This is a genomic window from Sulfitobacter aestuarii, assembly GCF_042685005.1.
Lineage (GTDB): Bacteria > Pseudomonadota > Alphaproteobacteria > Rhodobacterales > Rhodobacteraceae > Sulfitobacter > Sulfitobacter aestuarii.
This window is the reverse complement of record NZ_JBHUMP010000002.1, coordinates 369,181-382,129: the sequence shown is the minus strand read 5'-3', so window position 1 is coordinate 382,129 and position 12,949 is coordinate 369,181. Positions and strand designations below refer to the sequence as shown.

The following is a 12,949-nucleotide window of genomic DNA, read 5'->3' as shown; positions in this document are numbered from 1 at the left end:
CCTGCCAGCTATCGCCGTGCCGCGCGGAGGTCAATGTCCCGCGCAGCGCAGGGTGGCGGGCGACCATCAGATTCGCACCCGGCCCCGGCTTCTTTGGGTCAAAATACCTCCGCCGGAGGCCTCAAATCTGTTGTACCAGGGCGCGCAACGAACGCTTCCGTCCCTCGGGAATCGCGGCGACCTCCAGCGCGGTGAACACGTGAAGTGTCTGCAACGCGCGGTCCACCACCGCATGATCGCTGACCCGACCGCCCATCAGGAGATAGCTGCGCAGCGGCGGCGGCATCTGCAGGGCCGCGGCGCGCGGGTCGGGCCGGTCCCGCGGGATATCGGCAAAGGCGAAAACCTCCGCCGCGCCGATCCCCGGGCGCCAGGCGGGCGGCGCCAGATGCCGCGCTCTCAGCATCCCGAATGCATCGTGATAGGGTCGCGGATCGACCCCGGCAAAGGAGCTGCATCCGAAAAGCATTTTAACATTCCGCGCATCCACCAGCGCGGTGATCGCGCACCAGGCGAGGCGCAGGATATCGGGGTCGCGATAATTCCGGTCGATGCAGAAGCGGCCGAGCTCCATCATCACCCCCTCATGGGCGGACAATCGGCGCAGATCGTAGAATTGCGCCGCGTAGCTCCGGTGCAGCTCCCCGCCCTCCAGCAGCCTCAGCCGATAGCTGCAGACCAACGCATTGTTATCTGCCGCTTCCACAAATACCTGGATTGCCGTGGCATCATGTGCATCGGCACGCCCGGCAGCGCCGCCGAAACAGGCTTTGCGCAGCGCCAGCACCGTGTCGAGATCGCCCGAATTCGCGGCAATCCGCACCCGGTACCGGCCGCCAAAGGTCTCGACAAGATGTTCGTGGCTCATCCGAGTAGCAGGATCGTTGCCGCTGTGCCGACCCTGACGCAGCTCTGGCACCGCTGCATCACGCGGCAAGCCCCGCGCCGCGGCCCTATTCGCCCAGCCCTGCTGGGCCCAGCCGTCCGATATTGCTCAGGAGCTTGCGCAGAGGGGAATTCGACCCTACGGGCGCCGAGGTGACCCGGCGCTCGAGCACCACCACGCGCCCGCGTTCTAGTCCGAAACGCTCGACATTGTTGACTACGCCAGCATCGCTGAAGCTGATCGCGACAACCTCGCGCTCCACCTCTTCTGGCGCCAGGAAACCGAGCGCGCGCTGGCGGCTGCGCACATAGTAATAGCCACTGCCCTCCAGCACACCGGAAGCGACCGGCGCGCCGACGGTCTCGGTCACGCTTTCGCGCGTATCGACCCCGACGCGAATCCGCTCGAGCTGGTCTTCCGGCGGGATATAGCCGTAATTCTTGTATTGCGGTGCGCAGGCGGAAAGCGACAGCACCGCCCCGAGGACGATCGTCCCGAGGATCCGGGGATTAACTCGGCTTCTGGTGCACATTTACGCTGACCTCTTGCCCTTGGGGTTTCTGGCTTTTATCTCGCATACACCAAGGCGCCCCTTGGGTTCAAGAAACGAAAGTAGGCCGCCCGATGACAGAGAAAACCCCCCGCACCCCGCCAAGCCCGCATGCCCTGCGCGTTGCCGAGCTTTCCCAGACCGGCGACAATGCCTTCGCGCTGCGCCCGGATACCGATAGCTGCGCGCAGATCGCGGCCGAACTCGATCTCTCGGCGCTGCGCAAGCTCAGCTTTATCGGCAGGGTCATGCCGCTCGGCGGGCAGGACTGGACGCTGGAAGGGCGGCTTGGTGCCACGCTGGTACAGCCCTGCGTCGTGACCCTCGAGCCGGTCACCACGCGGATCGACGTCGATGTCACCCGTCGCTATATCAAGGGCTACGAGCTTCCCGACGAGGCCGAGATGGAAATGCCCGAGGATGACAGCAGCGAACCGCTCGGCCAGTGGATCGATCCCGCCGCGGTGATGATCGAGGCGCTGGCGCTGGAAGTGCCGGAATATCCCCGCAAGGACGCGGCCGAGCTTGGACAGATGGTCTATACCAAGCCCGGCGAAGCACCGATGACCGACGAGCAGGCGCGTCCCTTTGCAGGACTTGCAGGGCTGAAGAACCAGCTCAAACCGAAGAAGGACTGAGCCCGCCGATGGCCTCGGCGAATTACCTGCTTGCATCCGACCGCTTTCGCAGTATTTTGCCGCTCTCACCCCCAATTAAGGTTGGACAATGTGCGGGCTTGCGCCTACACGCACGTCACGCCCGAACGGGAGTTGATCCGAAACACGGCCGCCCTTTGCAAGCGCATGGTCCCGGCCCCGAAGACAAAGGCACCAGACATGGCTGTCCAGCAGAATAAAGTCTCCAAATCGCGCCGCAACAACCGCCGCGCGCACGATTCGCTTGTGGCCGCAAATCCCAACGAATGCTCCAATTGCGGTGAGCTGAAGCGTCCGCACCATATCTGCGCCTCCTGCGGCCATTACGCCGATAAGGAAGTCGTGGCCCTGACCGAGGAAGTGGACCTCGAAGACGACGCGGCCTAAGCCGTTTCGTCAGGCATTGGCAGATGAGGCATTCGCACCGATGACGGCCGCGACCGATCAGAGCTCCGCGAAGCCCCAGCCCACCCTGATATCCGTTGATGCCATGGGGGGCGATCAGGGCCCGGCAATCGTTGTTGCCGGGTGTTCGACCTCTGCCAAGCTCAATCCGGACATTGCCTTCATCCTGCATGGGGACAAGGCGGTGCTGGGCCCGCTGGTGAACAAGCGGCGCGAACTCGAGGGCCGCTGCGAGATCAGGCATGCATCGGATGTCGTCACCATGGACGACAAGCCGAGCCAGGTGCTGCGCACCGGCAAGGACACGTCGATGTGGTCGGCGATCGAATCCGTGCGCAGCGGCGAGGCCGCGGTGGCGGTGTCCTGCGGCAATACCGGCGCGCTGATGGCGCTGTCGATGATCCGGCTGAAGAAACTGCCCGGCGTCAACCGCCCGGCCATCGCGGTGCTTTACCCTTCGTCCAACAGGCAGGGCTTCAACGTGATGCTCGATGTCGGCGCCGATGTGCGCGCCGATGCCGAAGACCTGCTGCGCTATGCGCTGATGGGCACGTCCTACGCGCGCAACGGCATGGCGCTGACCCGTCCGCGGGTCGGGCTGCTCAATGTCGGGACCGAAGAGCACAAGGGCCGCAGCGAGCTCAAGGAAGCCTATGAGCTGATTCGCGATCAGCAGCAGAGCGCCGGTTTCGATTTCGTCGGTTTCGTCGAAGGCAGCGATATCGCCGGTGATCGTGCCGATGTCATCGTAACCGACGGTTTCACCGGCAATGTCGCGATCAAGACCGGCGAAGGCACCGCGAGCATGATCGGCAATCGCCTGCGCGAGGCTTTCGAATATTCGCCGCTCTCGCGACTCGCCTCGCTACTGGCCTATACTTCCCTGCAGCGGCTGAAACGCAAGATCGACCCGCGCCGGGTGAACGGCGGCGTCTTTCTCGGTCTCAACGGCACGGTGGTCAAATCGCACGGTTCCGCCGATGCTACCGGGGTTTCCGCCGCGATCAAGCTGGCCGCGCATCTGTCGGACAGCAAATTCAACGACAAGCTCGCCGCCCGTGTCGCGGCAGCTCAGCCCACAGAGGAGGCGTTAACATGAGCCAGCGTGCTGTGGTCATCGGCTGCGGGCATTATCTGCCCGAACGTATCGTCGAGAATGCCGAATTCGAAAAGACTCTGGATACCGACGATGCCTGGATCCGCTCGCGTTCCGGTATCGAGCGGCGGCATTTCGCCGCCGAAGGGGAAACCACCGCCATGATGGCAAGCAATGCCGCGCGCGCCGCGCTGGCGGATGCCGGTCTCTCCGCGAACGACGTCGATGCGGTCATCGTCGCCACCTCCACCCCGGACCTGACCTTCCCTTCCGTCGCGACCATGGTGCAGGCCGAGCTCGGCATGACCGGTGGCTTCGCTTTCGACCTGCAGGCAGTCTGCGCCGGGTTCGTCTATGCGTTGACCAATGCCAACGCCCTCATCGCCTCGGGACAGGCCCAGCGGGTGCTGGTGATCGGGGCCGAGACCTTCAGCCGGATCATGGACTGGAGCGACCGGTCGACCTGCGTGCTCTTCGGCGACGGCGCCGGCGCTCTGCTGCTCGAAGCGCAGGAGGGCAAGGGCAGTTCCGAGGACCGCGGCATTCTTGCCACCGATCTGAATTCCGACGGCCGCTTCCGCGAATTGCTTTATGTCGATGGCGGCGTCAGCACCGGGAGCACCGGCTATCTGCGAATGCAGGGCAATCAGGTATTCCGCCACGCGGTCGAGAAACTTGCCGCTACCGCCAACAGCGCCCTCGCCCGTGCCGGGGTCACCCCCGAGAAGGTCGATTGGGTGGTGCCCCATCAGGCCAATATCAGGATCATCCAGGGTACGGCGAAGAAGCTCGGTCTGCCGATGGAAAAGGTCGTGGTTACCGTGCAGGATCACGGAAATACCTCCGCCGCCTCTATCCCGCTGGCGCTTTCGGTGGGCCGCAACCGGGGGCAGATCAAGCCCGGCGATCTCATCGTCACCGAGGCGATCGGCGGCGGGCTCGCCTGGGGCGCCGTGGTTCTGCGCTGGTAATACCCGGTAGGAATCTGCTAAAATTCCGCCTAAACAGGGCGTTGCGGGTCATCCTAGTTGACTCGCAAATTTTGCGCAGCCTATGCTGACGGATAGTCTGGGGGTATCATGACAAACAAGACATTGACGCGAATGGATCTCAGCGAGGCCGTGTTTCGTGAAGTCGGTCTGTCTCGCAACGAAAGCGCACAGCTCGTCGAAGCGGTGCTCGAACATATGTCGGACGCGCTGGTGCAGGGCGAACAGGTGAAGATATCGTCCTTCGGCACCTTCTCGGTCCGTGACAAGTCCGCTCGGGTCGGGCGCAATCCGAAGACCGGGGAAGAGGTTCCGATCAACCCGCGCCGCGTCCTCACCTTCCGCCCCTCCCACCTGATGAAGGACCGGGTCGCGGACGGCAACAAGTCCTGATCTCATGTCCAAGTCACGGGACGCATTTCGCACCATTTCCGAGGTCGCCGACTGGCTGGGGATCCAGGCCCATGTACTGCGGTTCTGGGAAAGCAAGTTCACCCAGGTGAAGCCGATCAAGCGGGCCGGCGGGCGGCGCTATTACCGGCCTGCCGATATGCTGCTGCTCGGCGGCATCAAGCGGCTGCTCCATGAGGACGGGCTGACCATTAAGGGCGTGCAGAAGATCCTGCGCGAAGAGGGTATGAGCCATGTGGCGGCGCTCTCCCCGCCGCTCGACGAGACCACCGCGCCGGAATATGCCGCGGCGCAGGCCGGGATCGAAACCACGCAGACGCCGGAGGAAAAAGGCGTTGTGCTGTCCTTCGACCCTGCCACACGCCCCGAACCAGCCGCCCCTCCCCGGGATGCGGCGCAGCCCGATCCGACTGCCGGTGGGTCGTCCGATACTTCGGGCAATGAACCGTCGGCGGATCAGCCTCAGAGCACTCGGGACAGGGCCGAAGAGCCGGTGTCTGCCGCAGCGCCGAGAGCGGAAGCAGCGGATCTGCCGGGTTTCCTCCGCGAACCGCTGCACACGGCAATGACGTCGGAAGACAACCTGCCCCCGGCGGAACCCACGGTCGCTGAACCGTCTCCGGAAACTCTTGCAAAATCGCCGGCGTCACAGTCAGAAGCGACAGAACTGCCAGTAGCCGCAGCCGATGCGGCCGCTTCCGCAAAGACGCCCCGGCAAATCGCCCTGCCCGCCCTCACCCCCGAGGCCGACATTCCCGTCGCGCCGGGCGTGCTGTCTCTTGCGCAGAAGCTTGACCGGCTCGATGCTGCAAGCGCCGCCGAAGTCGCGCCGCTGCTCACCCGGCTCAGCGCCCTGCGCGACCGGATGGCGTCACAGCGCATCCCCGGAGATGCCCCGGCGAGGGCGAATTGAACTCTCTTGCCGGGAGCCGCGATTTGCTCTTGCACGCGGGGCCAGATCAGGTAAGAACCGCCACAAGTCGGGCTATGGCGCAGCCTGGTAGCGCGTCCGTCTGGGGGACGGAAGGTCGCAGGTTCGAGTCCTGCTAGCCCGACCAAAAGACCAAGCAAAACGCCCGCGCCTTCGTGACGCGGGCGTTTGTCATATAAAGAGGTGCGGCATGAGCGGCGTGATCCCCAACCAGCAAATCACCGCCATGATCGACGCGGGTCAGATCCACGCCACGGCGCCCGTCATCCCCGAGCAGATCCAGCCCGCGAGCCTTGATCTGCGCCTCGGCCAGGTTGCCTATCGGGTCCGCGCCTCCTTCCTTGCCGGTCATGGCGCCAGCGTCGCCGCACGGCTCGAGGAATTCGAGATGCACCGGGTCGATCTCCGCGATGGCGCCGTGCTCGAGAAGGGCTGCGTCTACGTGGTGCCGCTGATGGAATCGCTGGCCCTGCCCGATGACATCTCCGCCGTCGCCAACGCCAAGAGCTCCACCGGCAGGCTCGACCTGCTGACCCGGACAATCACCGATGGCGGCCGCGAGTTCGACCGCGTCGCGCCCGGTTACACCGGGCCGCTCTATGCGGAGATCTGTCCGCGCTCCTTCTCGGTACTGGTGCGGCCGGGCATGCGGCTCAATCAGATCCGCTTCGGCCAGGGTGATGCCGTGCTCGATGACACCGCGCTGCGCGCCCTGCATGCCGAGTCACCGCTGGTCGATGGCGTGGCGGTGATCGATGACGGGCTCGGTTTCTCGGTCGATCTGAAACTGCCCGGCACCAGCCTTGTCGGCTACCGCGCCAAGCCCCATACCGGGGTGATCGACCTCGACAATATCGGCTATTACGAACCGGCCGAATACTGGGAGGAAGTGCACAGCAGTAGCGGCCAGATCATCCTCGATCCCGGCGCTTTCTATATCCTCGTGAGCCGCGAGGCGGTGACAATTCCGCCCGGCTACGCCGCGGAGATGGCGCCCTATCTCGCCATGGTCGGTGAATTCCGGGTGCATTATGCCGGATTTTTCGACCCCGGATTCGGACATGAGACCGCAGGCGGCTCCGGTTCGCGCGGGGTGCTGGAGGTGCGCTGCCACGAAGCGCCCTTCGTGCTTGAACATGGACAGGTCGTCGGACGGCTGATCTATGAACGCATGGCCGTGCCGCCCACCCAGCTCTATGGCGCGGGTATCGCGTCGAACTATCAGGGCCAGGGGCTGAAGCTCAGCAAACATTTCAAAGCGACCTGACCACGCGTATCTGCGGTTCGATCGCGCGACGGCACGCGCCGTCCCGTGTTCAGAATTTCGTTGTCCGCCGCAGCAGCCGCATCGCCTGTTTCCCGGCCTTGCTTTGGCCCGGCTGTTTCGGCTGACCGGCGCTCTTGGGCGCCTCCTTGCCGGTGCGGCCGAACTTGCCCGCCTGTTTGAAACCGGCATCGATGCCCTTGTTGACCAGCCGCCGGGTGATCTGGCGCAGAATCATGTTGATGATCTGGTTCATGTCTTGCCCTCCATTGGCTCCGCCCTGACATATAGCAGGCATTGCGGCGATTTTCAGGTCATCCGACCGGATAAATCGCGCTCAGTCCTCGAACAATTCGCTCTGCCCGCTGCTCGCCTCTTCCTCTTCCTCGACCACGCCATCTCCCGGCAACGGCACCGGGCCGGGCGGCGGGCGGTTGTCGAGCAATCCGGCAGAGCGCAGCTCCGGCAGCCCCGGCAGGTCGCGCGCGCTTTCGAGCCCGAAGTGATCGAGAAAGTCCTGCGTGACCACGAAGGTCACCGGCCGCCCTGGGGTCATCTTGCGTCGCCCAAAGCGGATCCATTCGAGTTCGAGCAGTTGATCCACCGTACCGCGCGACACCGACACGCCGCGGATCTCCTCGATCTCGGCTCGGGTCACCGGCTGATGATAGGCAATGATCGCCAGGGTCTCGATCGCGGCGCGGCTGAGCTTGCGCATCTCCACCGTCTCGCGGTGCATCAGAAAGCCGAGATCCGGCGCGGTGCGCAGCGCATAGCCGTCGCCGATCTTGCGTAGCTCCACCCCGCGCCCATCGTAGCGCCGCCGGAGCAGCGCCAATGCCTCACCCACATCGCAGCCCTCGGGCAGGCGCGACTCGATTTCGCGCAGGTTCAGCGGCTCGGAACTGACGAAGAGAATCGCCTCGATCATCCGCTCCTGCTCCGCCAGATCTGGAGCCGTGAAGCTCTTGTTCTGCAATATCTCGATAGCTTCCGACACGGTCTTAATCCTTTTTGCGCATCTGGATCGGCGCGAAGGTCTCGCTCTGCCGGATCTCCAGCTGCCCTTCCTTGACCAGTTCCAGCGAAGCGGCAAAAGTCGCCGCCGTGGCCGAGCGGCGCTTGGCCGGGTCGCTTTCCCAGCCTTCGGGCAGATAGCTGTTCAGCTCCGCCCAATCCCCGGCATAGCCGATCAGCCCGCGCAGCCTGTCGAGCGCCTCTTCCATGGTGAAGACCGCTTCGCGATCCATCACGAAGGGGCGGAAGTCGTCCCGCGTGCGGATCCGGGCATAGCCCTGCATCAGGTCGAGCAGGGTCGCGGTATAACTCACCCGGCGGACCTGCCGGACCTCGTTGGTCTGGCCGCGGGCAAAGAAGTCGCGCCCCAATTGATCCCGCGCCATCAGCCGCGCCGCGGCATCCCGCATCGCCTGCAACCGTTCGAGCTGAAAGGCCAGATGCGCCGCCATTTCCTCGCCGGAGGGACCCTCTTCGGTCGGGTCGGGCGGCAGCAGCAGCCGGGATTTCAGGAAAGCCAGCCAGGCCGCCATCACGAGATAATCCGCCGCCAGTTCCAGTCGCAGCGCCTTGGCCTGCTCGACGAAGCTGAGATATTGCCGCGCCAGTTGCAGCACCGAGACCTTGCGCAGATCGACCTTCTGGGTCCGGCTCAGGCTCAGCAGCAGGTCGAGCGGCCCCTCGAAACCGTCCACATCGACGATCAGCGCCTCGGCGGCGACCCGATCCGCCACCGACAACCGGCTTTCCGCGATGCCCCCGTCAGCCATGCCGCGCCCCGCGGAGAAGCCTGTCCAGCTCCGCTTCCGCCGCCGCGATGTCGAAAACATCCGGCGCGCGGCGCGCCGCCAGGGCCCGATGCGCGCGGCGCTGAGCCGCGGCGGTCATCTCACCGGCGGCCCCGGCCACCGCGGCACGTTCCTCAAAGCTGGCGTTGCAGAGTAGGATCACGTCGCAGCCCGCCGCAAGAGCATCCCCGGTGATCTGCAACAGCGAGCCGCTCAGGGCCTTCATGGAGATGTCATCCGTCATGATCAGGTTATCAAAACCGATCTCCTCGCGGATCAACCGCATCACGGCGGGCGAACAGGTCGCCGGGTTCGGGTCGATCTGCTCATAGACGAGGTGCGCGGTCATCGCCATGGGCAGATCGTTGAGCGTCTTGAAGGGCGCGAAATCATGGGTGCTGAGGCTGGTATGGTCCGCTGCGATCCGTGGCAGATCGAAATGGCTGTCCTGCGTGGCGCGACCATGGCCCGGCACGTGTTTCAGCACCGGCAGCACCCCGCCCGCCAACATCCCGTCCGCCGCCGCGCGCCCGAGCCGCGCGACCTCTGCCGGATCGCTTCCATAGCAGCGGTTGCGCAGAAAATCATGGGTGGTGTCTCCGGCAAGATCGACCATCGGCGCGCAATTGCTGTCGATGCCGAGCGCGTGCAGCTCATCGGCGATCAGCCGGTAGCGCAGATACATCGCCCGCTCGGCCTGATCCCCGGACCGGTGCACGAACTCCAGGGGCGGCAACCATTCACGCCCGAGCGGCGCGCGCAGCCGCTGCACGCGCCCGCCTTCCTGGTCGATGGTGATCACCGCGTCATAGCCCACCGCCTCGCGGAAATCATCGCAGAGCGCGCGTATCTGGTCGGGGCTGTCGATATTGCGGGCGAAGAGGATGAAGCCGAAGGGATTCACAGCGCGAAACAGCGCCTTTTCATCGGCGCTCAGACGCAGGCCTTCGGCATCAAGGATCGTGGCGCCGAAGGATTGCCCGCCTGTCGCCGTCATCGCGTCACGACCGGAATGCAATCGGCCCGCTCGGCAAGCAGCGCCGAACAGAACCGGCGCGCGTCGGCGATATCCTCAAAACCATGGGCCCGCAGCCGGTAGAACACCCGTCCGCCGCTCGTCGCCTTCTGCACCACCCGCGATTTGTCCTGCATGTAATCGTCGAAACGGCCGCGCAGCACATCCCATTGCTCACGCGCGACCTCCGGGCTGTCGAAAGCGCCGAGCTGCACCAGGCGCGTGCCGACCTGCAGGCTCGCGGCATCGATCTCCGCCGTCTCGGCAGGGCGCGCCGGGCTGGTGCTGCGCAGGCTCGCAGGCTGGATCATCGCCTGCTCTTCCGGGCGCTCGCGGGGCGGGCGCAGCGAATGACGCACGCCGGGCGCGTTCAGCACCGCCGCCACGACTTTCGGCTGGGCCAGCGCCTCGTCCTCTTCGGGTTCCTCGCCCATCGGAATGGCACCTGCCGTGAGCAGTGCCACCAAATTTTCGACGTCGCCATTCTCCAAGGCCGCCGCGACATCGAGTGGCGTGTCATCCTGCGTATCTGCCGGGCTCTCCTCCGCCGCTACTTCGGCGATCTCGACTTCCGGTTCAGGCTTGTCTTCCAGCGGCGCGCTGGCGAGGATCGGCTGATCCTCTTCGGCGAGGTCCACGGGTTTCGGCGCGAGCTTCAGCAGGTCCGCAGGTTTTCCGGCAACCCCCTCTGCGGCGACCACATTGACCGACAGGCCCTGATGCCGCGCCAGCTGGCCGCCCGGTTCCTCGGGGCGCACGCGCATCTCTCCGACCGCGGCGCGCACGACGGGAATGCCGCTTACGTCTCGCATCAGCAACTTGTAGCCCCAGACACCGATCCCGGCGACCAGCGCGACCGAGATCCCTGCCCCGATCACGTTGGTGAGTTTTGCCAGTGGCCGCGCTCCGGCAGGCGCACCGAGATCGGGTTCATTCTCGAACCCGTCCGCGAAATCCGACTCGGTTTCGTATTCCGATGCCTGGTAGTCCGATTCAGCTTCGTAATCGCCCGTCGTCCGGGCGGCTCTGAAATCTGCCATCTGTGCCTCGCTGCCCGCTCAGATGCTTTGCCTGACGGGTCTGATCATCAATATGCCTGTGCGGCGCGCCAGGGCGCGCCTACCGCATTTCCTGCGCGGGTGTGACGCCAAGAATACCAAGACCGGCCGCGATTACAATTGCCGTGGCCCGGGCAAGGGCGATTTTCGCCTGACTGATGGCCGGATCGCCGTCCTGCAGGAACCGCAGGCCGGTGACCTCGTTGCCGCGGTTCCACAAACCGTGGAAATCTCCAGCCAATTCATTGAGATAGAAGGCCACGCGATGCGGCTCGTTGCTGCGCGCCGCGGTCTCCACCAGGCGCGGCCACTCGGCGAGTTTGCGCAGCAGACCGATCTCCGCCTCGTGATCGAGCAGGCTCAGATCCGCCTGTTTCAGCGTCGCGTCGTCAGTGGCGATCCCGGCGTCGGCGGCCTTGCGCATCACCGAACAGACCCGCGCATGGGCATATTGCACGTAGAACACCGGGTTCTCGCGGCTCTGCTCCAGCACCTTGTCAAAGTCGAAATCAAGCGAGGCGTCGTTCTTGCGGGTCAACATCACGAACCGCGTCACATCCGGACCGACCTGATCGACCACGTCGCGCAGGGTCACGAAAGTGCCCGCCCGCTTGGACATCTTGAACGGCTCGCCATTCTTGTAGAGCTTGACAAGCTGCGTCAGCTTGACGTCGAGCGGCACCCGGCCCTCAGACAGCGCCGAAACCGCCGCCTTCATGCGTTTGACATAGCCGCCGTGATCAGCGCCGAACACGTCGATCAGCGCATCGAAACCGCGCTGCACCTTGTCGTAGTGATAGGCGATATCGGGGGCGAAATAGGTCCAGCCACCGTCGGATTTCATCACCGGGCGATCGACGTCATCGCCATGCGCGGTGGAGCGGAAAAGGGTCTGCTCGCGCGGTTCCCAATCCTCGGGCATCTTGCCTTTCGGCGGCTCCAGAACGCCTTCGTAGATCAGCCCCTTGGCCTTGAGATCCTCCAGCGCCGCCTCGATCCGGCCGGTGCCATAGAGCGATTTCTCGCTATAGAAGACATCCATCTCGACCCCGAGTGCCTTCAGATCGGCCCGGATCAGATCCATCATCGCCTCGGTGGCGTAATTGCGGATCTCCTCGAGCCAGACGCTCTCATCCTGCCCGACATAGGCATCGCCGACCTTGTCCTTCAGCGCCTCGCCGACCGCGATCAGGTAATCGCCGGGATAGGTGCCGTCGGGAAAGGCGACCTCCTGACCATGGGCTTCGAGATAGCGCAGGTAGACCGAACGCGCGAGCACATCGACCTGCGCCCCGCCGTCGTTGATGTAATATTCGCGGGTCACGTCGAACCCGGCGAAATCGAGCAGCGAGGCCAGCGCATCGCCGAACACCGCGCCCCGGGTGTGACCGACATGGAGCGGCCCGGTGGGGTTGGCGGACACATATTCGACATTGACCTTCTGGCCCGCACCAAGCGTCAGCCGCCCGAAATCGACGCCCTCTTCGAGCACCGCACGCGCGACACCCTGCCAGACGCCGGGGGCGAGCCGCAGGTTGAGGAACCCGGGTCCCGCCACCTCTGCCGAGGTGATGCGATCGTCGGCGGCAAGCTGCGTGGCCAGCGCCTCGGCAATCTCGCGCGGTTTCATCCCGGCGGGCTTTGCCAGCACCATCGCCGCGTTGGTGGCCATGTCACCATGCGCCGGATCGCGCGGCGGCTCCACCGCGATGGCGTCAAAGCGCAGATCGACGGGCAGCGCCTCCTGGGCAACCATGTTTTCCAGCGTGGCGATCACCAGTCCGCGGATTTCGGCAAATAGGTTCATGTCAGATTTCCTTGTATCGCGTCCCTGTATCATCCGGAGAGGGGAGGTCAATCAAGGGTGCAGCAGGGGAAAAATC

General features: G+C 64.7%; 15 protein-coding genes and 1 tRNA gene. 8 read left to right on the top strand and 8 right to left on the bottom strand.

The features are described from left to right. Positions 1 to 121: 121 nt before the first annotated feature. Both ACFSUD_RS04110 and ACFSUD_RS04105 read right to left on the bottom strand, forming a co-directional pair. A complete protein-coding gene (locus tag ACFSUD_RS04110; protein ID WP_386371726.1) occupies positions 122 to 937 on the bottom strand; it encodes a GNAT family N-acetyltransferase in 816 nt (271 codons plus the stop codon). A gap of 16 nt (positions 938 to 953) precedes the next feature. Beyond that, a complete protein-coding gene (locus ACFSUD_RS04105) occupies positions 954 to 1,418 on the bottom strand; it encodes an outer membrane protein assembly factor BamE (RefSeq protein WP_386371724.1) in 465 nt (154 codons plus the stop codon). Between the two features lie 92 nt (positions 1,419 to 1,510). Between ACFSUD_RS04105 and ACFSUD_RS04100 the strand changes: the two genes are divergently transcribed. The 8 genes from ACFSUD_RS04100 to ACFSUD_RS04065 all read left to right on the top strand — a co-directional run bounded on the left by ACFSUD_RS04100 (position 1,511) and on the right by ACFSUD_RS04065 (position 7,191). Then, on the top strand, positions 1,511 to 2,074 hold the full coding sequence (locus ACFSUD_RS04100) for a YceD family protein (protein WP_386371722.1): 564 nt from the start codon (positions 1,511 to 1,513) through the stop codon (positions 2,072 to 2,074). Between the two features lie 198 nt (positions 2,075 to 2,272). Beyond that, positions 2,273 to 2,479, top strand: coding sequence for a 50S ribosomal protein L32 (rpmF, locus tag ACFSUD_RS04095; protein WP_386371720.1), 207 nt, complete (start codon positions 2,273 to 2,275; stop codon positions 2,477 to 2,479). 40 nt (positions 2,480 to 2,519) lie between these two features. Then, the gene (gene plsX, locus ACFSUD_RS04090) at positions 2,520 to 3,596 is read left to right on the top strand and encodes a phosphate acyltransferase PlsX (RefSeq protein WP_386371719.1); all 1,077 of its coding nucleotides are present in this window, start codon (positions 2,520 to 2,522) and stop codon (positions 3,594 to 3,596) included. Continuing rightward, complete coding sequence (locus tag ACFSUD_RS04085) at positions 3,593 to 4,564, top strand: beta-ketoacyl-ACP synthase III (RefSeq protein WP_386371717.1); 972 nt, start codon at positions 3,593 to 3,595, stop codon at positions 4,562 to 4,564. Before plsX ends, ACFSUD_RS04085 begins: the two co-directional genes overlap by 4 nt. A gap of 108 nt (positions 4,565 to 4,672) precedes the next feature. After that, positions 4,673 to 4,975, top strand: coding sequence for an integration host factor subunit alpha (gene ihfA, locus ACFSUD_RS04080; RefSeq protein WP_386371715.1), 303 nt, complete (start codon positions 4,673 to 4,675; stop codon positions 4,973 to 4,975). A 4-nt stretch (positions 4,976 to 4,979) separates the two neighbouring features. Next, positions 4,980 to 5,906 (top strand): MerR family transcriptional regulator, encoded by a 927-nt coding sequence (locus tag ACFSUD_RS04075; RefSeq protein WP_386371713.1) that lies wholly within the window; start codon positions 4,980 to 4,982, stop codon positions 5,904 to 5,906. Positions 5,907 to 5,974: 68 nt separating this feature from the next. Continuing rightward, positions 5,975 to 6,051, top strand: a tRNA-Pro gene (locus ACFSUD_RS04070). A 63-nt stretch (positions 6,052 to 6,114) separates the two neighbouring features. Then, the gene (locus tag ACFSUD_RS04065) at positions 6,115 to 7,191 is read left to right on the top strand and encodes a 2'-deoxycytidine 5'-triphosphate deaminase (protein WP_386371711.1); all 1,077 of its coding nucleotides are present in this window, start codon (positions 6,115 to 6,117) and stop codon (positions 7,189 to 7,191) included. Between the two features lie 49 nt (positions 7,192 to 7,240). Here the strand turns inward: ACFSUD_RS04065 and ACFSUD_RS04060 are convergent, their stop codons facing one another. The 6 genes from ACFSUD_RS04060 to argS form a co-directional block, all read right to left on the bottom strand. Continuing rightward, positions 7,241 to 7,444: a hypothetical protein gene (locus tag ACFSUD_RS04060; RefSeq protein ID WP_386371709.1), complete on the bottom strand. Its 204-nt coding sequence runs from the start codon at positions 7,442 to 7,444 to the stop codon at positions 7,241 to 7,243. Between the two features lie 81 nt (positions 7,445 to 7,525). Beyond that, positions 7,526 to 8,188 (bottom strand): SMC-Scp complex subunit ScpB, encoded by a 663-nt coding sequence (gene scpB / locus ACFSUD_RS04055; protein ID WP_386371708.1) that lies wholly within the window; start codon positions 8,186 to 8,188, stop codon positions 7,526 to 7,528. Positions 8,189 to 8,192: 4 nt separating this feature from the next. After that, positions 8,193 to 8,975, bottom strand: a complete 783-nt coding sequence (locus tag ACFSUD_RS04050; protein ID WP_386371706.1) for a segregation and condensation protein A — start codon at positions 8,973 to 8,975, stop codon at positions 8,193 to 8,195. After that, on the bottom strand, positions 8,968 to 9,990 hold the full coding sequence (gene nagZ, locus ACFSUD_RS04045; RefSeq protein WP_386371704.1) for a beta-N-acetylhexosaminidase: 1,023 nt from the start codon (positions 9,988 to 9,990) through the stop codon (positions 8,968 to 8,970). The genes ACFSUD_RS04050 and nagZ overlap by 8 nt, the downstream gene beginning before the upstream one ends. Beyond that, positions 9,987 to 11,048, bottom strand: a complete 1,062-nt coding sequence (locus ACFSUD_RS04040) for an SPOR domain-containing protein (protein WP_386371702.1) — start codon at positions 11,046 to 11,048, stop codon at positions 9,987 to 9,989. The genes nagZ and ACFSUD_RS04040 overlap by 4 nt, the downstream gene beginning before the upstream one ends. A 79-nt stretch (positions 11,049 to 11,127) precedes the next feature. Continuing rightward, positions 11,128 to 12,873: an arginine--tRNA ligase gene (argS, locus tag ACFSUD_RS04035; protein WP_386371700.1), complete on the bottom strand. Its 1,746-nt coding sequence runs from the start codon at positions 12,871 to 12,873 to the stop codon at positions 11,128 to 11,130. Between the last annotated feature and the right edge of the window lie 76 nt (positions 12,874 to 12,949).